This is a genomic window from Zhenhengia yiwuensis (assembly GCF_014384995.1).
In the GTDB taxonomy this organism is placed as follows: domain Bacteria; phylum Bacillota; class Clostridia; order Lachnospirales; family Cellulosilyticaceae; genus Zhenhengia; species Zhenhengia yiwuensis.
The window spans coordinates 177295-198001 of record NZ_JACRSY010000003.1; the positions used below are offsets into that span (position 1 = coordinate 177295).

Annotated in this window: 20 protein-coding genes; 11 read left to right on the forward strand and 9 right to left on the reverse strand. The window is 34.9% G+C overall.

The window, feature by feature from the left end; genetic code table 11:
* Positions 1-18 precede the first annotated feature (18 nt).
* Together hemB and hemL are read left to right on the forward strand one after the other, a co-directional pair.
* Positions 19-978: a porphobilinogen synthase gene (gene hemB / locus H8718_RS03035; RefSeq protein WP_249331488.1), complete on the forward strand. Its 960-nt coding sequence runs from the start codon at positions 19-21 to the stop codon at positions 976-978.
* Positions 979-1116: 138 nt separating this feature from the next.
* On the forward strand, positions 1117-2409 hold the full coding sequence (gene hemL / locus H8718_RS03040; protein WP_177671431.1) for a glutamate-1-semialdehyde 2,1-aminomutase: 1293 nt from the start codon (positions 1117-1119) through the stop codon (positions 2407-2409).
* Between the two features lie 130 nt (positions 2410-2539).
* On the opposite strand, the gene H8718_RS03045 is transcribed toward hemL, so the two are convergent.
* Positions 2540-3883 carry a carbohydrate ABC transporter permease gene (locus H8718_RS03045; protein WP_249331489.1) on the reverse strand — a complete coding sequence of 448 codons (1344 nt, stop codon included), beginning with the start codon at positions 3881-3883 and terminating at the stop codon, positions 2540-2542.
* A 10-nt stretch (positions 3884-3893) separates the two neighbouring features.
* A complete protein-coding gene (locus H8718_RS03050) occupies positions 3894-4793 on the reverse strand; it encodes a carbohydrate ABC transporter permease (protein ID WP_249331491.1) in 900 nt (299 codons plus the stop codon).
* Positions 4794-5088: 295 nt separating this feature from the next.
* Between H8718_RS03050 and H8718_RS03055 the strand changes: the two genes are divergently transcribed.
* The 5 genes from H8718_RS03055 (at position 5089) to H8718_RS03075 (ending at position 12101) form a co-directional block, all read left to right on the forward strand.
* The gene (locus H8718_RS03055; RefSeq protein ID WP_249331493.1) at positions 5089-6480 is read left to right on the forward strand and encodes an extracellular solute-binding protein; all 1392 of its coding nucleotides are present in this window, start codon (positions 5089-5091) and stop codon (positions 6478-6480) included.
* 224 nt (positions 6481-6704) lie between these two features.
* Positions 6705-8555 (forward strand): cache domain-containing sensor histidine kinase, encoded by a 1851-nt coding sequence (locus H8718_RS03060; RefSeq protein ID WP_283246140.1) that lies wholly within the window; start codon positions 6705-6707, stop codon positions 8553-8555.
* A complete protein-coding gene (locus tag H8718_RS03065; RefSeq protein WP_249331496.1) occupies positions 8545-10065 on the forward strand; it encodes a response regulator in 1521 nt (506 codons plus the stop codon). Before H8718_RS03060 ends, H8718_RS03065 begins: the two co-directional genes overlap by 11 nt.
* Before the next feature lie 143 nt (positions 10066-10208).
* Positions 10209-10679, forward strand: a complete 471-nt coding sequence (locus H8718_RS03070) for a hypothetical protein (RefSeq protein ID WP_249331497.1) — start codon at positions 10209-10211, stop codon at positions 10677-10679.
* Positions 10680-10706: 27 nt separating this feature from the next.
* A complete protein-coding gene (locus H8718_RS03075) occupies positions 10707-12101 on the forward strand; it encodes an SGNH/GDSL hydrolase family protein (protein WP_249331498.1) in 1395 nt (464 codons plus the stop codon).
* Between the two features lie 23 nt (positions 12102-12124).
* Here H8718_RS03075 and H8718_RS03080 read toward each other — a convergent pair whose 3' ends face one another.
* From H8718_RS03080 to H8718_RS03095, 4 genes are all read right to left on the reverse strand, one after another.
* The gene (locus H8718_RS03080) at positions 12125-13048 is read right to left on the reverse strand and encodes a polysaccharide deacetylase family protein (RefSeq protein WP_249331500.1); all 924 of its coding nucleotides are present in this window, start codon (positions 13046-13048) and stop codon (positions 12125-12127) included.
* Positions 13049-13075: 27 nt separating this feature from the next.
* Positions 13076-13390, reverse strand: a complete 315-nt coding sequence (locus tag H8718_RS03085; protein WP_249331501.1) for a hypothetical protein — start codon at positions 13388-13390, stop codon at positions 13076-13078.
* 103 nt (positions 13391-13493) lie between these two features.
* A complete protein-coding gene (locus tag H8718_RS03090; protein ID WP_249331502.1) occupies positions 13494-14438 on the reverse strand; it encodes an RsiV family protein in 945 nt (314 codons plus the stop codon).
* Between the two features lie 4 nt (positions 14439-14442).
* Positions 14443-14916, reverse strand: coding sequence for an RNA polymerase sigma factor (locus H8718_RS03095; RefSeq protein WP_249331504.1), 474 nt, complete (start codon positions 14914-14916; stop codon positions 14443-14445).
* Positions 14917-15097: 181 nt separating this feature from the next.
* Between H8718_RS03095 and H8718_RS03100 the strand changes: the two genes are divergently transcribed.
* Genes H8718_RS03100 through H8718_RS03110 form a run of 3 tightly spaced genes read left to right on the forward strand, consistent with a single transcriptional unit; the run spans position 15098 to position 16696 of the window.
* Positions 15098-15688: a precorrin-2 dehydrogenase/sirohydrochlorin ferrochelatase family protein gene (locus tag H8718_RS03100; RefSeq protein WP_249331506.1), complete on the forward strand. Its 591-nt coding sequence runs from the start codon at positions 15098-15100 to the stop codon at positions 15686-15688.
* On the forward strand, positions 15663-16421 hold the full coding sequence (locus tag H8718_RS03105) for a sirohydrochlorin cobaltochelatase (protein ID WP_249331507.1): 759 nt from the start codon (positions 15663-15665) through the stop codon (positions 16419-16421). The genes H8718_RS03100 and H8718_RS03105 overlap by 26 nt, the downstream gene beginning before the upstream one ends.
* Before the next feature lie 53 nt (positions 16422-16474).
* Entirely contained in the window at positions 16475-16696 is a 222-nt protein-coding gene (locus tag H8718_RS03110; protein WP_177671417.1) for a hypothetical protein, read from the forward strand.
* An 82-nt stretch (positions 16697-16778) separates the two neighbouring features.
* Here the strand turns inward: H8718_RS03110 and H8718_RS03115 are convergent, their stop codons facing one another.
* The gene (locus H8718_RS03115; RefSeq protein ID WP_249331509.1) at positions 16779-18140 is read right to left on the reverse strand and encodes an MATE family efflux transporter; all 1362 of its coding nucleotides are present in this window, start codon (positions 18138-18140) and stop codon (positions 16779-16781) included.
* 331 nt (positions 18141-18471) lie between these two features.
* Between H8718_RS03115 and H8718_RS03120 the strand changes: the two genes are divergently transcribed.
* A complete protein-coding gene (locus H8718_RS03120) occupies positions 18472-18609 on the forward strand; it encodes a hypothetical protein (protein WP_249331515.1) in 138 nt (45 codons plus the stop codon).
* A gap of 23 nt (positions 18610-18632) precedes the next feature.
* Here H8718_RS03120 and H8718_RS03125 read toward each other — a convergent pair whose 3' ends face one another.
* Complete coding sequence (locus H8718_RS03125) at positions 18633-20048, reverse strand: recombinase family protein (RefSeq protein WP_249331511.1); 1416 nt, start codon at positions 20046-20048, stop codon at positions 18633-18635.
* Positions 20049-20332: 284 nt separating this feature from the next.
* Positions 20333-20707, reverse strand: a 375-nt coding sequence (locus H8718_RS03130; RefSeq protein WP_249331512.1) for an IS66 family transposase, incomplete at its 5' end; no start/stop codon positions are given.

Below are 20707 nucleotides of genomic sequence, written 5' to 3' on the forward strand. Positions count from 1 at the left end.
AGAAAGAGGGCCTCTAAGATGATTAAAAGACCAAGAAGATTACGTCATAATTTAGCGATGCGTGAAATGGTAAGAGAAACAACACTTGAAAGAAGAAATCTTGTATATCCACTCTTTGTTGTAGAGGGAGAAAATATCAAAGAAGAAATCTCATCTTTAAAAGGAATTTTTCATTTTTCTTTAGACCGTTTAGAAGAAGAAATTAAAGAACTTGTTAACCTGGGTATTCAATATGTGATTTTATTTGGGATACCAAATGAGAAAGATGCTTTTGGTAAAGAAGCTTATAGTGAAACAGGTATTGTACAAGAAGCTATTCGTAAAGTTAAAGAAATTGCACCAGATATGTATGTCATTACAGACGTATGTATGTGCCAATATACAGACCATGGACATTGTGGTATTTTAAGTAAAGAGGGATACGTTCAAAATGATGTAACACTTCCTTATTTAGCACGTATTGCTGTAAGTCATGCAAAAGCTGGAGCAGATATGGTGGCACCATCTGATATGATGGATGGTAGAGTAGCAGCTATTAGAGCAGCTCTTGATGAAAATGGTTTTATGAATGTTCCAATTATGTCCTATAGTGCAAAATATGCATCTAGCTTCTATGGTCCATTTAGAGCAGCAGCACATTCAGCACCAGCCTTTGGTGACCGTAAAACTTACCAAATGGACATTGCCAATACAGATGAAGCTTTAAGAGAAGTAGAGCTTGACCTTGAAGAAGGCGCTGATATTGTCATGGTGAAACCAGCACTTTCTTATTTAGATATTATAAGACGTGTAAAAGATAACTTTAATGCGCCAATTGCTGCCTACAATGTAAGTGGTGAATATGCTATGATTAAAATGGCGGTTGAAAATGGTCTTTTAGATGAAAAAGCTATTTATGAAAGCGTGCTTTCTATTAAGAGAGCTGGTGCGGATATTATTATTACTTATTTTGCGAAGGAACTTTGCAAGTGGATTTAAAGAGATAGGTGTAGGGTTGATTGAATCTTATTAGAGTGTGAATAGAGGTAAAAATTTTCTCTAGAAATGAAAATAGGGAAAGTGGAGAGTATAATGTAAGATAAATGAAAAAAATTAGGTATTGCGGAGGATATGATTATGGAACATAAGCGTTCACAGGCGATTTATGAGGAAGCTGTTAAGTATATACCGGGTGGGGTAAATAGCCCTGTTCGTGCATTTAAATCTGTTGGGATAGATCCTATCTTTATTGATAGAGCTCATGGTAGTCATATTTGGGATGTGGATGGTAATGAGTATATTGACTTTATATGTTCATGGGGGCCGCTGATTTTAGGTCATAGCAATGAAAGGATTACCGAGGGCATCTCAGAAATGATTGCAAAGGGAACCAGCTACGGGGTGCCTACACAAATAGAAGTTGAGATGGCTAAACTTATTGTAGAGGCTTATAAAGGTGTAGATCAAGTGCGTATGGTAAACTCTGGTACAGAGGCAACCATGAGTGCACTACGTGTAGCTAGAGGCTATACAGGTAGAAACAAGATTCTTAAATTTGAAGGTTGCTATCATGGTCATTCAGATGCATTACTTGTAAAATCAGGCTCAGGTACTATCACATATGGCGTACCTACAAGTCCAGGTGTGCCAGCAGATGTTGTAAAGCATACACTTGTTACACCTTATAATGACATAGAAGCTTTAGAAGAAATCTTTAAAACACAAGGAGAAGAAATTGCAGCAGTTATTGTAGAACCTATCGGTGGGAACATGGGTGTTGTACCAGCCAAGAAGGACTTCTTACTTGCACTTCGTGAAATCACTAAAAAATATGGTACTGTATTAATATTTGATGAAGTTATTACAGGATTTAGAATTGCTTATGGCAGTAGTCGTGAGTACTTTGATATTGAGCCAGATATGGTATGCTTTGGTAAAATTATCGGTGGTGGGCTTCCAGTAGGGGCCTATGCAGGTAGAAAAGAAATTATGGATATGGTTTCTCCAGTAGGACCAGTCTACCAAGCAGGTACATTGTCAGGTAACCCACTTGCTATGTATATTGGTAAAAAGCAGCTAGAAGTACTGCGTGACAACCCACAAATTTACAAGGAATTGGAAGAAAAAGCAATTTACCTTGAAACAGGTATTAAAGCACATCTTAAAGAACTTGGACTTAACTACCATGTAGCAAGAGCGGGTTCACTTGTATGTCTGTTCTTTACAGATCAGGTAGTACGTAATTACCAAGATGCTATGACTTGTGATATAGAACGTTTCAATAAATATTTTAAGGCACTTCTTGAAGAAGGTGTGCTTATTGGACCAGCTCAGTTTGAGGCTATGTTCTTAAGTACAGCACATACAAAAGAAGATTTAGATAAAGCATTAGAAGCAATGGGGAAAGCTCTTCGAATAGCACATCAATAAGAATATAAAAGCGTCTACTTTGATTACAGTAGGCGCTTTTATAATTTGAAACTCTTTTTATCATGGTATCTAAGGATTATAAGATAGTTATAGCAGGTATGGAAAACGAATAGGATGAGCCTCGGACATTTTATTCTTTTACACCAGAGGCAATAATACTTTGTTTGAGTTGTCTGGAAAATAGGATAGACAATAGGATAACAGGTGTAATGGTTACGATAGATAATCCCATCAAGGCATTTTGTTTGGTACCCATATTATTAGAGATGTTATAAAGTGCAACATTTAAGGTCCACAAATTTTGATCTTCTGTAACCATCCATGCCCAGAAGAAATCGTTCCAGTTACCGATAAAAGTTTGTAGTGCAATGAGTGAAATAATAGGCTTTGATAGTGGCATACAGATCTTTGTATAGAGATATAGGTTTGAAGCGCCATCTAGTGATGCAGCTTCAAAGTAGCTAGATGGTATCTTATCAAAAAAGCCTTTATAGAGATATACATAGAATCCGTAAGGGTACAGGAATGGTAGCAACAAAGCAGTATAGTTGTTATAAGCACCCATTTTTTGATACATGATTAATTGTGGAAGCATGATACTTGCAAAGGGAATCATCATTGCACCCATAAAGAATAGGAGAACAAAGTTTCCTGCTTTTCTAGAAAGAAGGCGGCTAATGACAAAAGCACAGATAGAACAAAGTATTACTTGTGCTATCATAGCAAAACCAATGACGATGATACTATTTATTACGAATGTCATAAATCCATATTTTGCAATATGTTCACTTTCTGGATAAATATAAGATGGCATTTGGAGATAATATTTAAAGCTTTCCAGGTTAAGGATATTTTTTATTTTATTCCCCACACTCACTAAAGATCCATTTAGAGGATATTTTTCTGAAAGGATATGGGAAACATCGTTAAAAAAGTTATTTTCAAGTCCAGTAGGTACTGAGAGAGGGAGGCCATTTGTATCAAATGTATAGCCAATAGATTCACAGGCACGTTTGTATCGATCTCCATGAAGAAGTACATTACTTTTTATTGCAGAACTTGCGTAGATACCGTAGTCACGCTCCATTTGGAGTTTCATCTGGTGTGCCCTGGAATGGAAGACGGTTTTGCCCTTATATGTCCCATATACATGAATTTCCATAATGGAGCTGTCTGCAAGCTTATAATTAAGACCAAACATGGTTGATATATTATCCTGCATCATCACATCCTTCATCTCTTCCTCATTCATGAAATTCAAGTCAGAATAATCAAGGACTACAGAAATACTATTAGCAGCATCTGGTAGAAGTTTCGGTGGAATATCATAGATTTTAGCATTATCTTTCATAGAGCTTGAAAATGCAAAAATTAAAGGATACAACATCAAGGCAGCAAACAAGAGTGAGAAGAAAACAGCACAGAATTTTAGAAGGCGTTCTGAGAAATCACATTTTATTTTATTCTTATTCATCATTATGCTCCTATTCTTTTTCAGTTTTTTCAAAATGCATTTGTATCAGAGTAAGAATCCCAATTACCAGTAAAAGAATAATAGAGGCTGCAGAACCTCTTCCGTAATTCAAATCTTGGTTAAATGCATTAAAGATAAAAATTCCTTGAGTAGTAGAGGCACCACTTGGACCGCCAGAAGCATACATGTATGGTGCATCTAAGAACTGCATAGTAGTAATGACACACATAATTGCCTGAATAGAAATCATAAAGGAGATATTTGGAAGAATGATGTGGATGATCTTGCTAAAACCAGTACATCCATCTAAAGCAGCTGATTCTAGAATATCGCTGGAAATTCTCTGAATAGCGGATAAGTAAAGTAGGACTGTAAGCCCCCCACCAAGAACGCCGGGGAAGATAATACAGAATTTTACTAGGTTGGGATCACTTAACCATGCTTGTGGCTGGCAGCCAAAGAAGTTTAGAATTTGATTAGCGATACCGTATTCAGGGTGCCAAATCCATTTCCATATAATTATGTTAACAGAAGTAGGAATTAATGCAGGAAGTATGTATAAGGTTGTCAGACACTTCTGTAACTTTATGAGTTCATTTAATAAGAGTGCTTGTATGAGAGGAATGAAAAAGCACATGGAAAGCTGTAACGCCAAGAAGACAAAGGAATTTTTCCATGCTTCCCAATAATACTGCATCTGGAACATACCGATATAATTTTCTAGGCCTACAAATTTCCCAGGTGGATTAATGGGATCATATTTAAAGAGAGAAATATAAAAAGCATTAAAAATTGGATAATACTTTAACCAGATAGTACAAGCCATTGGTATAGCCAGAATACACCAAGGAGCTAGACGTCGTCTAAGTGTGGAACTGGATGAGCTTATTTTAAATATGTCTTGCTTCATAAGAAAGAACCTCCTATATTCACAAAATGATAATTCAATATGAAATTGATACTACCTTTAGTATAAGGAGAATTATATTTTTGAAAAATAATAAAAATATACATATAAGTTAAAAAAATTAACTTATATCGAAATTTAAAATATAGGTGTTAAAAAATATGACATTTTAATATAAAGTTGTTAATTTTAATTTATTATAAAAAAATGAATTATCTAATATAATAAATATATCTTAAAAAGTAGGCTTAATTCAACATGGAGAGCAGAGCTATTTTGAATAATGAGGAGGGCAAAGATGAAAAGAAAAGTATTGGCAACAGTATTAAGTTTGTGCATGACTACAAGTTTATTAGCAGGATGTGGAAATGGTGGAGCTGAAACTGTAGACCCTACTATTCCTACAGAACAAAATACTACAGAACAGAATAATCCAGAAGAAGTAGTAGACTCAGAGAAACAGGAACATGAGCCAGTAGAGTTAACATTATGGGTTACAAGTCGTAATGCAGATGACTGGTCTACAGATATGGAGAAGCAGTTTTTAGAAGAACATCCTTGGATTACTTTAAACAAGGTGGTTAAGGAAGGGGATCCAGGAAATGAATTTTATCAGGCAGTAGCGGCAGGAAATGCACCTGATTTAATTAGAGTTTCATTTACTATGATGAATTCTTATATGGCATCTAATATTTTGGAGCCACTTAACCGCTACGTAGAAAACTGGGATGAATGGGGAAATTATACGCAAGAATATGTAGATATGTTTACTGTTGATGGAAATATTTATGGTGTACCAAGCTCAGTATCACCTATGTTATTTGGTTATAATAAAGCGTTATTTGAAGAGGCAGGTATAAGTGAGCCACCAAAGACTTGGGATGAGGCACTAGAAGCTGCAAAATTAATTAATAATCCAGATAATCAGATTACTGGTTATGCAACTTTAGCAGCAGAATGGACAGAATGGTTTTTCCAATACTATGTATGGCAGGCAGGCGGAGATTTGACGCAAGAAAAAGAAGATGGAACGGTAGAACTTACTTTTACAGATCCAGCTGTTATACAAGCTGCAAAATACTATCAGAAGTTACGCAGTGAGGGTGTATTACAGAGTGATTTGACTTTGAAATTTAGTGATCTGGTAACAAACTTTGGTCTTGGGAAAATAGGTATGATGCCATTTGCTGGTGATTGGGTATCAGAAGCAATTGCAAATGGTATTGATCCAGATGATATTGGCTTATGCTTACCACCAGCTGGGCCTTCAGGTGATCAGACAATAGCAATTGCAGGTGACACTTTTGTTATTAATGCAAAGACTGATCAGGCGAAAAAAGATGCAGCATGGGAGTATATCAGCTTCTATAGTAGTAAAGCATATCATTCATCTTACTTTGAAAATCTTGCAACAAAAGGTGCTCCAAACCCTGTTATCATACCAAGAGATGATATCAGTGTGACAGACTTCTATGAGTTCCCAGAAGAATATAAAGAAGTTCTAGATGCTGCAAAATCTGTTGGACGTTTGGAGTTTTACGGAAAGGCAGACTTTGGTTCTTATGTAGATCGTGCTGTTCAGAAGATTTTAGTGAATCCTAATGCCGATCCAGAAAAAGAATTTAGTGAGGCACAAGCTCTTTGTGAAAAAGAGGTACTTGAGTCATTTAATGAGGCACATAAAAAATAGCATAATAAATACAAAAACAAGAAGTGTGAGAGAATATTCCTATACTTCTTGTTTTTTGCATTTTATGATACAATAAAGTCATAAACAAATGATAGAGACTGGGGGAACATGGGATATCAATGAATCTATGGCATGGTACTATCAATGTAAAGGAAAAGTGGAATGATAAAGTTATAAGTTTGCTTAGAAAAGTATCAATATTTCGCAGACTAAATTTAGCATTCATGTTACTCTTAATAACTGCTACTGTTTTTTTAACTTTTTTTAGCTTTTATAAGTACTACTTTGAAATAAAAAAAAATACAAACCAGTATATTTCAGTACTTGCACAGAATGTTTCAATGAAAATAGAAGACATTTTGCAAGAATATGAAGAAATTGCATTGACTTTTTATGATGATCCCAAAATCATTACAGCATTAAAAGAGAACAGAATGCTTAGAAATGATAAAAGAGCTGCATCTCAAGAGCTTTATGAGAAGAATTCTAGTTCTATCGAAAGTAAGTTATATGGCATAAAGAGTGCCCAAAAGTATATCGTAAATATACAATTTGTCTCACCAGAGCAACAGTATTACATGACTGAACCTAATGGTTACCGAAGGGGAGGGTCAATTAGGGACTTAGATGAATTTTACAAATCTGATTTTTATAAAGTGCCTCAAGAAAAAAAAGGATACCCTGTTTGGTTTGATACATCTAAACAGACTGCTACATTTTATAAAAATGAGCAGAGTATCTATGGGCTTGCTAATATTATGACTTTATGTGTAGGTATATATTCTCCAATTAATAGGGAGTTTCTTGGCGTTTTAGTACTTAATATTGATTTAAATGCTTTTTCAGATGCTTTGGAAGGTTATGGGTATTATGAGAGTGGCAATACATTTCTTATTGGTGAAGAAGGGGTAGTGATGTGGTTTAATCCTAGTATTTCGGCACCATCTTTTCCAAAAGATGATGAGCTTTTTAAGAGCATGCAACAACAAGGTAAGGGAGTTATTCAGAAAGAAATCGGTGGGAGTCAGGTGGTGTTGGCATATGATGCCATTGATAATACCAAGATTTTTGCAGCACATATTGTAGATATGGAGGTTCTACTGAAAGGAACTTATCAAACCAGAAATCTCTGTATTGCAGTATTGCTAGGAACTGTGATTGCCTGTTTGATTATCTCCTATTATGTCACCAAAAGCATATCGGATCCCATTGGAGGATTGGTGAACATTATGCAGAAGGCTGGAAATGGGAAGTGGGAGGAGCGTTATCATAACTCAGGGAATGATGAGATAGCCATTTTAGGAGACAAATTTAATGAGATGGCAGACAAAACAAATCAATTGATCGAGCAGGTTTACATTTCTGAAATAAGAAGGCAGGAAATTTTGCTAAATTGGAAGAATGCTAAATTGGATGCTCTTTTGATGCAGATTAATCCCCATTTTTTATACAATACGTTAGACATTATTAGGTGGGAGGCGATGTATGAAGCCAATGGTGAAAGTACAGTTACCCAGATGATTGAAAAGTTTAGCCAGCTTTGCAGAATGGGGATGAGAGCGGGGGGCAAGACTATTACCTTGAAGGAAGGCATTGAGCATGCACAGATATATCTCGATGTCATTAATTTTAGGCATAACGACAAAATACTGCTAAAAAAAGATATAAGAATAGATACGGAAGCAATATATATCCCACAGTTTATGTTACAACCTATTATGGAAAATGCAGTCATACATGCATTTGGAGATGCAAGCAAAGGGTATGAGATTGAAATTAGTGCGATTATTCAGGAGGATGTACTTTTAATTCAAGTAGAGGATAATGGGAAGGGTATGACACAGGATGAAAAGCAGCAGCTTGAAGCAGTAATTGACCAGCCAACTTCAGGAGAAGACAGTATTGGATTAGGTAACGTAAATCGGAGAATACGTCTGTTTTATGGAGATGATTATGGCATTAAGATAAACAGTCAATGCGGAGAGGGGACAAACATACAGATAGAACTTCCAGTAAGAAGGCAATCGGAAGATATGGAAAAGGTATGGGGAGGAGCTACGAAAAATGGCATATAAAGTATTGATTGTAGATGATGAAGAAATTGTGTGTAGGGGAATGGCACAGTTCGTGAAATGGCAGGAACATGATTTTGAAGTGGTAGGTACAGCTTACAATGTAGATGATGCAATGGTCTTGCTAAATCAGCTTGCTATTGATGTGGTTTTTATGGATATTCGTATGCCGGGAAAAACAGGGTTGGATTTGCTACAAATGATACAGAAGAGATTTCCAAATATAAAATCTATCATACTAAGTGGTTTTAGTGAGTTTTCATATGCAAGAGAAGCGATGAGATATGGAGCAGTTGATTATTTAAATAAACCTGTGAATTTAAAAGAGATAGAAGAACTGCTAAAACGTCTAAAAGTGATGTTTATGGAGGAAAAAAAAGAGCAAGAGATTCGTGCAAACCGCGTGGAAGCCTTATTATTGTCGGCGGCAAAGGGATATGCAAAAGTAGAACAGGAGAAATATCAGCTTCCCGTATTCAAGCGCTGGTATGGAATTGCACTAGGATTGTTGGATAGAGCATTTTCAGAGCAGGAAATAAAAGAAAAAAAGCAGGAAATGCGTTTGGAGATTGGGCAGATAGTTCCGGGAGCTTACATATTAGATAGTCATGTATATGGAGTTTTTGCAATTATTCCATACAAAGAGGAGTCAGAAGTTGAAAATTTTATCAATATGATAACACAGATTTGTAGTATGAACAGAGAGTGGATTTGTGGAGTAAGTAAAACGAAAAATGGTGTTGAAAATTTAAGAGAAGCATATCAAGAAGCTGAACGTGCACTGAATTATCAAAAAGCTGGTGAGAGAAGGGGTTTAGTTTGCTATAAAAATATAGAGCCCTTATTTTCACAGAATACACCAGAGGTACAGGATGTCATTTCAAGAGTGATGTGTATGCTTACAAATCCGGAGAAGAGAAATGATGCTCCAAAGAAACTTGAGAATGACCTTAGACTTATTTGGAATCAAGGATTTACCATTATGCAGTTTCAAACAATCTGTATTCAATATTTAATTGAATTAAATAGTTTTCATCAAGGCCTGAAAATAAAAAATGCAGATTTACATAGACAACTGAATCAGACATTGAGGGAGATATTACTTAGTAATGATTTTGAAGCAACAATCGTATGTATGATAGATCATATAAAGAATTTAGTGAATCAATTGAATGAGGCTGATGAACAGCAGTTGGGCAAGGGGGTAATAAAAGAGATACAATTGTTTATTCTCACACACTATGGGGAGAATATTACCTTAAATATGCTTGCTGAGCAGTTTTACCTGCATCCTAATTATTTAAGCCGCTTTTTTAAAGAGAAAACAGGTAAAAATTTTATAGAATATCTAACAGAAGTAAGAATGGAGAAAGTAAAGGAATTGTTAATAAATACAGATAATAAAGTGGTAGATATTAGTCTTATGGTCGGTTATGATAATCCCAGATATTTTAGCAAGGTATTTAAACAGTTTACTGGTATGACACCAAGTGAATATAGAGAAAAATTATGATAAAGATAGGAAAGGTAATAAATACAGTAGTTCCAATTAAACGCCTTGATAGCATACAAATTGAAAAGGTAAATATGTATGGAAAAAAGACGACTTTTCTGAATTTGTGATATAATAAAAATAAAAGGCTAGGAGGAAGGGGTATGAGAAATATAATAGGATGTATTGCTATTATTACCTTTTTATGTACAGGTTGTTCTTCAAGTAAGATGGGTGACATCTATATGCAGGATGATAAGATTACGAATGAGGGAGATTCCTATAGCCTTCATAAAGAAGAACAGAGTATAGAGGGACAAGTTTATACGGGTCAGCTAGAATTTGAGGGGATGGACACCTTATGGGACTATGAGGCGGCAGAAGATATGGAGGTTGAAGTTTCTTATTGCTTATCTGTAAGTCAAGGGAAGGCAAAACTTGTTTATATTGATCCCAATGATAAGCCACATATTATTGTAGAAAATAAAGATAGAGTGAAGACTGAGGAGTTAGAAAATGTAGTTTTACAAATAAAAAAAGGCAGAAATAGAATTAAACTAGTAGCCATGAATAGGGCTCAAATTAATTTAAGGTTTAAAATTAGTGAAGGAAACTTAAATTCATTAGGGTTTTAATAATAAAATGAGAGAGGTTATAGTATAATGTTTAATCTAGAAAGTGGCAACACGTGGATTTTTACAGGTGGTAGTAATGCAGAAGGTGGATGGCACCAAACGAAAGGTGCAAGAAACTTTATAGGTCATTTTGAAGAACACATTAGGTGGGAAAAAAGAAATAATGAGTATGTAGGAACAAGAGAGCGCTACACCATTAATACAGGTAGGGCGGGGCAAACTTTAGAAGAAATCAATGAGGATTTTTATAATTTAGTAGGAGTTTATCAGCCTAGGGCAGTTGCTTTATTTGTAGGTAAGGAAGAATATGAAAAGGGTATAGAAGGCCTTGAAGCTTTTGAGAAAAACCTTAAAGTATTCTTTAAGAAGGTTAAAGCGATGCATGCCCTACTCGTTCTTCAGACACCAGTACCTCCTAAGGAAAAAGAGGACTATAAACAGGCAGAAGCTTATGAACAAGTTATGATAGCACTTTCTAAGGAGGAAGAGAAAATTGTATGTATTGACCATTTTCATCTATGTATAGAAAAAGGTTTAAGCTACATGAATGGGCAGTTAGATGCTAATGGGCATTTAGAGATTGCAAAGCAGCTTTCAGAAGCAACGATAGGTGACTTTACACCTTTTGTATTAGGTGAAACAGTAACGAAGCGTTCAGCTCCTGATGCAGTATGGGAAAAGGTAGAAGAAGACCCTTATGCGAAAGATGTTAAAGCATTAGTAGGGAATGCTAAGGAGAAAGCTTTAAGATGGCTATTCTTAGGGGATAGCATTACACATGGGGCACTTCATACACATGGTTATGACAGCTTTCCACAGCTTTTAGAAAAGTACATAAAGGGTGAAATGGGAAGAAGTAAAGATGTCTTTATTAATACAGCTGTATCAGGTGCAACGACAAAAGATCAGCTTCAAAATCATAAAGCACGCTTTGAAACTTATAAAGAGGTTGCAGACATCGTTATCATTATGTTTGGAACCAATGACTGTGTAAGTGATGTAAGTATTGAGAATTATAAACATAACCTTAAAAAGATTATTGAGGATGTAAAAGCAGTAGGTGCTATTCCTATTTTACGGACACCAAATCCTTGTATGGATGCACCAGGAGAAAGAGGTAGGAGGCTTATTCCTTATATTAAGGTTATAGAGGAATGTGCGAAGGAAGAGCAGTTAATCCTTATACACCACTATAACCAGTGGAGGCAAGCTGGGAATGAAAATCCAGAACTTATTAAACGAGGAGGCTGGATTGCTAAAGGAGATGAATCGAGTATTCATCCAGGGGCAGTAGGGCAGCTTAATATGTTCCATATGGCTGTAAGAAGGCTAGGAATTTCACAAGAAACAAGTGAAATAATGCAACTTGCTTATAAAATTGAATTAGATGGAAAAAAGAAAAGGCTTAACCTCTCATCATAGAGGCTAGGCCTTTTTCTTTTATCTTAGTTAAATTTTACAGGTTCTGATTCAGTTGTTAAAGCTTCAAATACAAAACCTTGTTCTTTAAGACCTTCTACGATAGAAGGAAGTGCTTTTACAGTTGTTGTTTTGGCTGCAGCATCATGCATTAAGATGACTGCATTATTATTATATTTAGCTTGACTAAGTACAGAGTTAATAATAACTTGTGTATCTTGTACACCTTTTGCAGCGTCTTGTGAATCCACGTTCCAATCATAATACACAAGCCCGGCTTCTTCTACAGTAGGGATGATTTTAGACATAACATCACTTCCTCCATAGCGGTGGCTTACCCTATTATTAGAGCCGCCAGGGAAACGCATAATTTTAGTTTCTACACCTGTAAGTTTTTTTATATGTTCAGAGAGGGTATTCATATCATTCATAAAGGTATCTACATTTTGATAGATTTGTGCATAATCATGAGTGCTAGAGTGGAGTGCGATAGTATGTCCTTCATCTACAATACGTTTATAAATATCATCATAACCTTCTTTTTTTAATACAAAGAAGGTTGCTTTAATATGATTTGCTTTTAAGAAATCTAGAATTGGAATGGTGTTAGCACTTGGACCATCATCAAAGGTTAAATAAGCTATTTTTTTGTTTTCTTCTGATTGTAATGAATCCGAGATTTCAGGCATTTTATCTTTCATTTCTTGAAGTGATTTATTAAGCTCTTGAATTTGAGCTGTTAATTGCTTATTTTTAGTCCTTAAGTCCTGTACTTGAAGTTCTAAATTAGCTTTTGCAGCTTGCGCAATTTTAAGTTGTTCTTGTACGCTTTTAAGAATATCATTTTGTCCCCTGGCTTGAGTCATTAACCAACCTGTACTGCCTAATAGGCCAATAGAGAGTAGGGTAAATAATAGGATAATGCCTGTTCTACTATTTTTTTTTGCCATTTATTTTCCACCAATCTTTCTATAAAATTAATTTTTCATGCTTTCTGGAATGATAACAGGATCAAAGCGCCATAAAACCATCTGTAGTTTTTCAGATTCTGTTTTTAAATGTTTAATCTCTGCATCAAGTGCTTCAACTTGCTGTTTAAGTTCAGTTTTCTCCTGGGTAATACGGGTTAAAGCTTTTTGGGTAGCATGAACCTTTGCGTTAAGCCAATAAGTTTTTCCTCCAATAAGGGCAAAGGCTATAGAGGATAGACCAAAGAGAGTAATGGCTATTTTTCTGAGTCTTTTTTTTCTTAGCTTTTTCTTTTTCTTTGAATAACTATGTTTTTGCATCATCTAAATCCTTTCTTTGTGCACGACTAAACGCTAGCAACTTAGTAAGTCTATTAAAATATAGGAAGTATTGTAAAAATTTAGCATGCAATACTTTCTTAGATTTTTACTTAATATAGTAATTGCTTACAAGAATATCTTGTAAAATTTCTGTTGGAATCTCAAATTCTTGGATACCCATATAGCCAGGTGCAATATCATATTTATTAAAAGAGATTATAAGCTTGCCAGCATCTGAAATATAGAAAGCCTGATTAGCATCAATACACTCAAAGTTGTCTATAGAAAATGAATCATCGTCTGTATTTGGAGCGCCCTCTACCCAGTAGTGTTGAGTGGGATCGGCTGCTATACGTTCAAGCATTTGTATTTTAATGTTTTCACTAATGACTTCTATATAGCTGTTGTCTTTAAAGAGGCTAGGAAGTGTGATAATAATTTCATTTTGCTTATCAAGTGTGTCGTAGGTAATAGTTGTAGAAGATGAAGCTGAAGTATTAACAATATAGCGGCCAATGGATAAAATTTGGTCATTATTAGTTTTGATTTCAAAGCCACTATTTATGCCTAGATGAGCACTTTGCCCAGAAGATTCAAGATCAGTAACTTCAGCTTTAAATTGTTCAAAGAGTTTTTTGTTTTCTTCTAGGTAGCGGTTATTGATGACTTCTTCAAGCGTTTTGTCTTGAAGCCCTTCGATAATAGGCGTTTCGATCGTTGCGTCAGAAGTCTCTTTATGATAGTCGAATTGGGTAAAGCTTATAACCTTTATAAGGGCACCTAGAATAGGCACATCACTCATAGATTTTGCAAAAGTAGGGCTAAGATTGGTCATTCCTACGAAACTTGCAACAGCAATACTTGCGACAGCAGCAACTTTTTTACTCCATTTATTAAAGTTAAAGTGTTTTTGCTTTGGAGCAGCTTTACCTTCTTTAATAGCACGTTTAACGATGAAATCAAGTTCTTCTGGAATGTCAATATGCTCAGAATACTGCACAATTTGTTCTTCAATTTCTTTATAGGAATTGTTATTTTGATTTGTTTTCATATCTCTAATCCTTTTCTAATAGAAGTTTCAATTTTTTGAGACTACGATAAAGAGTCGATTTAACAGTACTAAGATTTTGGTCTGTTATATCAGCGACTTCCTTTAATTCAAATTGATTGAAGTACCTAAGTAAAATAATCGTTTTTTCTTTATAAGAGAGCTGACTAAGAGCCTGCTCAAGTTCAAAGTGTCTATACTCATCATAAATGGGAGGTGTATAGTCTTCTAATAGGCTTTCATCCGTAGTGAAGTAGCGCTTTTGTTTTTGAAGATGAGTCTTAGCTGTATTAATAATAATTTTATAAAACCATGTATTAAGATAGGCTATATCTTTTAAGTTATGTTGGTATTTAAGTGCTTTAACAATAGAATCTTGAACAATATCTAGAGCGTCCTCTTTATTCTTGACATAGCTATAGGCCAAGCGATAATGCTTTTCTTTATTCTGTAAAATGTAGTTAATAATTTCTGGTTCCATACTTTTACCTTCTATGATCATAGAGTTTTATGTTTAAGTGTCACACTGATTAGACCTTATTAGTATGCCAAAAGTTTCAATACTTAAAAAGAAATTCATAAGACAAATAGGTAGGATTAAGTGAATACAAGTAAAAAAAATGCTAGAATAGAAGTATATAGGACGTGAAGGAGGATAAAAGGTGTATAGTGCATTATTAAATTTAGAGGGGAAAATGGTAACTGTTGTAGGTGGCGGTGAGGTCGCTTTTAGAAAGGTTTCTTCTTTTATAGAAGAAGATTGTGAGATTCATGTGATTGCACCTTCCTTTATAGAGGAGTTTAAAACTTTAGGGCATAAGGTTCATAGAATTTATAAATGCTATGAAGAAGGTGATTGTGCAGGAAGCTTTATTGTAGTAGCTGCTACAGATGACTACGAAGTAAATAAGCAGATTGGTCAGTTTTGTAAGAGGGGACATATCCTATGCAATGTAGTGGATAACAAGCCTTTATCCAGTTTTATTGTGCCATCTACACTTAAAAGAGGGGACTTAACTATTTCTATTTCAACAGGTGGGGCAAGTCCTTCCCTTGCAGCTAAAATTAGACGTGAGTTAGAAGATAAATACGACGCACATTATGGGGAGTATATTGCTAGGCTAGGGCGTATACGTAATTGTGTCCTTGAAAAAGTTACAGATGAAGTAGAGAAAAAACGTATTTTGAAACATATTATTACACTAGAACCACAGGAGCTTGAAGCATATGAAAAAAGCCATTTTAATGATTAGCTTTGGGACAAGCCACCTTGCTCAGAAGAAGGAAAGCATTGACCCTTGTATAGAAGCTATCAAAGAAGCCTTTAAAGAATGGGATATCTATGAAACTTTTTCATCAGGTTTTTTAAGAAAAAAATTAAAAGAAGAGCAAGGTTTAGTATTACCATCACCCAAGGAGCTTATGGAAAAACTGAAAGAGTTAGGCTATAAGCAAGTCATCATACAGCCCCTCTTTTTAATAGAAGGTATAGAGTATGATAAGCTTATAGAGCTTGCTAAAAGCTATGAAAAAGATATACAAGTTCAAGTAGGTAAAGCACTTCTTTCTCAAAGAGAGGACTATAAAGCATTAGTACAGGAACTTGCAAGGGAGTATAGTCAGATGGAGACACAGCTTTTAGTATTAGGACATGGCTCCACGCATGAGGCCCATACTTCTTACCATATATTGCAGGAAGTACTAGATGAAACAGGTCTTAAAGCTTGTGTAACGACTTTAGAAGATAGAGATAAGATTTATACTTTACCTTTAGAAAAAGGCAAAGTTACCCTTATTCCTTTTATGCTTGTGGCAGGTAATCATATTTTAAAGGATGTTTTAAGTGATGAAGAAACATCTTGGAAAAGTGGTTTGACTAAACTCGGCTATGACCTAGAAGTGATTCAAAGAGGATTAGGAAGCTATAAAAGTACAAGTCAGATTTATATTCAGCATATTGGAAATGCTATGAGACTTTACAAATAAAAGGGTTTTTTATAAGATTAAAACGAAATGAAGACTAGACGAAGGAGAATGACATGAATAAAGAAGCATTAATTAAAGATATTATGAGCATTAGAAGAAGAATAGATGTATCACGAGGAAGAGGGACTAGAGAAATCGATGTTTTTGAAGAACAAGTAGAAAAATCTCTTAAACGTATTGAACAAGGCAGATACTTAGCTAAGAAGTTTAATGAAGAAGAGCTTATGCAGATTTATAATGCTTATGAGAATTTAAGAACAACACCACGAGTATAGAAGAGTAGTGCACTTAGCTTGGATAGGGTTTAAAAGATAAAAAGGAGAGATGTACCTGTCTAGACAGTTACATCTCTCCTTTTTAAGCTTCTTCAGGGAAAGCTTTTTTGATAACAATAAAGGCCAGTGGTATAAAGATGATACAGCAAATAGCTTCTGCAAGTGGGTAGCAGAACCATATGCCATCAAGGCCAAATAATTGTGCAAAGAGCCAAGCTGAAGGGATAATGATAATGAGCTGACGAAGCAGTGACATCACCAAGGATTTGAAGCCGTGTCCGATAGCTTGGAACATAGTTGAAATCATAATACCAAATGAGGCTGGGATAAAGCATAAGCTTAGTACACGAAGTACGTAAATACCCATAGAAATGAGTTCTGGTGTTCCATTGAATAAACTAAGAAGTTCTGCAGGGAAGAACCAGAATAAAAGTGTTCCCAGTGTCATAATGACAAAGGAAGTAAGGGTTGCTAAAAGGAAAGCATGTTTGAAGCGTTTTTGGTTATTCGCTCCAAAGTTGTAACCCATGATAGGCATAGCACCTTGTGTAAGTCCAAATACTGGCATAAATACGAAGGATTGGAGTTTGAAGTAAATTCCAAAAATCGCAACAGCAGTAGATGAGAAAGTAATAAGAATAGCATTTAAGAAGGTTGTTGTAACAGAACCTATTGCATTCATAACAATGGTCGGTAAACCTACTTTATAAATATCAATGACTGTGCTTATTTGAGGTCTAAAGCCGCGAATTTGAATATGCACATCATGTGTTTTAATCTTAAACATAGTTAGTGAGAAGATCATAGAGAAAATCTGCCCAATAACTGTAGCGACAGCAGCGCCTTTAATGCCCATAGCAGGTAGGCCTAATAGACCAAAGATTAAAATTGGGTCTAAAATAATATTTGTAATCGCCCCAATAAGCTGAGAAATCATAGGAATAATCATATTTCCTGTAGCTTGAAGTATTCTAGAACAAGCAATCTCAACAAATACACCAAATGAGAAAATCAGTACAATACTTAAATAAGAAGTTCCCATGTCAACGATAGTGGCATCGTTAGAGAACATTTGCATAAAGAATTTTGTAAAGAATAACCCCATGAGTAAGAATAAAATAGCATTAATAATCGCTAAGAAAATACCTGTACTTGCTGTTTGAGAAGCAGCATCTTTATTTCCTTCGCCAAGTTTACGTGCAATAAGTGAGTTAACACCTACCCCTACCCCTAATGCAAAAGCAATAATGAGCATTTGAAGTGGGAAAGCAAGTGAAACAGCTGTCAGTGCATCTTCACCGATTTGAGATACAAATATACTGTCTACAACATTATAAAGTGATTGTACCAGCATGGAGAAGATGACAGGTATAGACATGGTTGCAAGTAACTTGCCAATAGGCATAGTACCGAGCTTTTCTGAGCTTGAAGTTGTCTCTTTCATAAAATCAGTTCCCCCTATTTAAAATTTAATAAGCATGTCTTCCATTTTAAACTTTTTTGAGCTCATTGACTAGACTTTTTATATACCAATTAAGACTAGAAGGGGATACAAGTTTATGCGCATAATGACTAAATAAAATGTCTGAAAACAACCTACAAAAAAGTCTAAATTTATATGTAAATCTCCACCCTTACATTAAGTTTAAAGTTTATTCAAATTAGGGTATAATAAAAGGAGACAGAATAAAGAAAGGGACTGTCCCAAAAGGATTATCTTAAAGGCGATCATTTTTGGCGGCAGCCCTTTTTCGTGAAAGGCAATAGGAGGTAATATGGGGCCGTTAGATATATTAAAAAAGTATTTTGGGTATAGTAGTTTTAGAAAAGGGCAGGAGGAAGTTGTAGAGGCCTTACTAAAAGGGCAAGATGTACTAGGCATTATGCCTACAGGTGCAGGAAAGTCTATTTGAAAAGAGTTCAAGTTGATACACCTCTACGCATAAAAAAACAATTCTACAGATTTTTGACGAGGGTCAAGATATATTTTTTCAATTAAACTTCTTGCAGAGCTGATTTTAGTAGGCATATCGCAGTTGCTTTCAAGTAGGGTAATAACATTTAATAGCTTATTTTTAAATAAATCTTGGTCAAAAGGAATTACTTTATTTTGATTTTGTTCTGCTTTCTTTATAGATTCGATTTCGGCTGTTAATCTAGTTTTATTTTCTTTGTATTCTTCAAGAGTATCTATTTCAGCTAAATAAGCTTCCTTAGCTCGCTTTAGTTGAAGGTTCAATTTTGAAATTTCTTTTTGGTAATCAATTTGAGGTTTGATAGTAGGGATTGTGATATTTTTCATATAAGGTTCTAGTGAGCCTGCATAAATTTCTTTTAATTTAGTAAGAATCATACTTTCAACAGTTTCAACTACAATAGAACTTCCTTGTTTACATGCACCACGAGTTTGATTACCACATCGGAATAATGGCTTTTTAGGAGGAGTGCCACCACGAGTATTATAATTATACCCACCATTACAATGCGGGCATATTAAGAGACCAGATAACCAATGTTTTCGAATTTCATTTGGTTTACTATATTTTTTATACTTAGATGCACGTTCTTCAATGATTTCCTGTACTTTATCAAAGATTTCCTCACTAACAATAGGTTGTAGGTTAGACTTTTTATAGAAACTTTGACCGCCGACAGTTCTGCGTAACCAGCCTTTATTTATAGGGTTCATTAACATCCTACGCACTTGACGGCTGTCAATAATATTTCCACGTTTACTTTTTATTCCTTTTTCAGCTAAATAAGTAGCAATAGAGAAATAACTGCTACCATTAAGGATGGCATCGTACATATAGCGAAGTATAGTTGCTTCATCTTCTTGGATTTGGTAGGTGTCATAATATTTATCCTTATAGTAGCCAAAAGATGGAGTGCCTGCAACTTCTCCTCGAATACATTTCTCAACATGACCACGAGTAACATTTTTAGAGAGTTTACGGACATAAATTTCATTGCTTGCACCTGAAAAGGCATCAAAATAGAGTTGCATTTCATCATCATCTACATTAGGTTCAGTAATAGATATAAGACGAACACCATTATCCATAAGCATTTTTTTGTACGTTAGACTTTCGACTAGATTTCTAGCAAAACGGCTACTATCATAAATTAGAATAGAATCAAAATCGCCATTTTCACTATCATCAATCATGTTCATAAAAGCAGGACGTTTTGAAGCGTGCTGTCCGCTTATCCCTTCATCAATATATTTTTTTATGATTAAGTATCCATTTCTTTCAGCATATTCATACAGCATTCTTTCTTGGCTTGCGATAGAATGTTCTTGCATGTCAGTAGACATACGCATATAAATAGCAGCATTTTTCTTTTTCAATTTAATTACTCCTTTACGTATAAAGACTTGGCATTGGTTTTGCCAAGTCTTTAGTTATTCTAATAGAACTTAAGTCCTATAAAGAAAAAATAATTCTTAGATATTTAGATTAATAGTGATATCTATGTTGGAATTTCTATGAGTACTTTCTTTTGCAGATTTTAAAATATTTAAAAGTTCATGTTGTTGCTCTTCAGTTAAAGGTAAGCGATTAATTAGAAGGTGTCCAAAAATAAAAATCGTACAATTAGAGTTGGAGCATTTCACTCTAGTTGTACGATTTATTATTTGCAGTTATTTTGAATCTCTGGTGCCCAAGGCATTAGTTCCTCTAGTTCTTCAGGATTATTTTTGTAATCAACATCCGGCATATATTGTAATAAATATTGGAGATACTTATAAACATTAAGTCCATTGGCTTTCGCTGTTTCTACAAGGCTGTATACTGTTGCACTTGCAGAAGCACCTTTAGTACTAGCAGAGAATTCCCAGTTCTTTCGGCCAACTGTAAAGGGTCTGATACTATTCTCAGCTAGATTGTTCGAAATAGAACATCTACCATCTAATAAATAGGTCTCCATATATTTCTTTTGATTTTTAGCATAAGTTACAGCTTTTCCAAGCCTTGATCCATTTAAAGGTTGGAGTGAATGAATCCA

Bases quoted from the DNA above. Each gene is read 5' to 3' on its own strand.
- hemB (WP_249331488.1), top strand. From the start codon at position 19: ATGATTAAAAGACCAAGAAGATTACGTCATAATTTAGCGATGCGTGAA.
- hemL (WP_177671431.1), top strand. From the start codon at position 1,117: ATGGAACATAAGCGTTCACAGGCGATTTATGAGGAAGCTGTTAAGTAT.
- H8718_RS03045 (WP_249331489.1), bottom strand. From the start codon at position 3,883: ATGAATAAGAATAAAATAAAATGTGATTTCTCAGAACGCCTTCTAAAA.
- H8718_RS03050 (WP_249331491.1), bottom strand. From the start codon at position 4,793: ATGAAGCAAGACATATTTAAAATAAGCTCATCCAGTTCCACACTTAGA.
- H8718_RS03055 (WP_249331493.1), top strand. From the start codon at position 5,089: ATGAAAAGAAAAGTATTGGCAACAGTATTAAGTTTGTGCATGACTACA.
- H8718_RS03060 (WP_283246140.1), top strand. From the start codon at position 6,705: ATGTTACTCTTAATAACTGCTACTGTTTTTTTAACTTTTTTTAGCTTT.
- H8718_RS03065 (WP_249331496.1), top strand. From the start codon at position 8,545: ATGGCATATAAAGTATTGATTGTAGATGATGAAGAAATTGTGTGTAGG.
- H8718_RS03070 (WP_249331497.1), top strand. From the start codon at position 10,209: ATGAGAAATATAATAGGATGTATTGCTATTATTACCTTTTTATGTACA.
- H8718_RS03075 (WP_249331498.1), top strand. From the start codon at position 10,707: ATGTTTAATCTAGAAAGTGGCAACACGTGGATTTTTACAGGTGGTAGT.
- H8718_RS03080 (WP_249331500.1), bottom strand. From the start codon at position 13,048: ATGGCAAAAAAAAATAGTAGAACAGGCATTATCCTATTATTTACCCTA.
- H8718_RS03085 (WP_249331501.1), bottom strand. From the start codon at position 13,390: ATGATGCAAAAACATAGTTATTCAAAGAAAAAGAAAAAGCTAAGAAAA.
- H8718_RS03090 (WP_249331502.1), bottom strand. From the start codon at position 14,438: ATGAAAACAAATCAAAATAACAATTCCTATAAAGAAATTGAAGAACAA.
- H8718_RS03095 (WP_249331504.1), bottom strand. From the start codon at position 14,916: ATGGAACCAGAAATTATTAACTACATTTTACAGAATAAAGAAAAGCAT.
- H8718_RS03105 (WP_249331507.1), top strand. From the start codon at position 15,663: ATGAAAAAAGCCATTTTAATGATTAGCTTTGGGACAAGCCACCTTGCT.
- H8718_RS03110 (WP_177671417.1), top strand. From the start codon at position 16,475: ATGAATAAAGAAGCATTAATTAAAGATATTATGAGCATTAGAAGAAGA.
- H8718_RS03115 (WP_249331509.1), bottom strand. From the start codon at position 18,140: ATGAAAGAGACAACTTCAAGCTCAGAAAAGCTCGGTACTATGCCTATT.
- H8718_RS03120 (WP_249331515.1), top strand. From the start codon at position 18,472: ATGGGGCCGTTAGATATATTAAAAAAGTATTTTGGGTATAGTAGTTTT.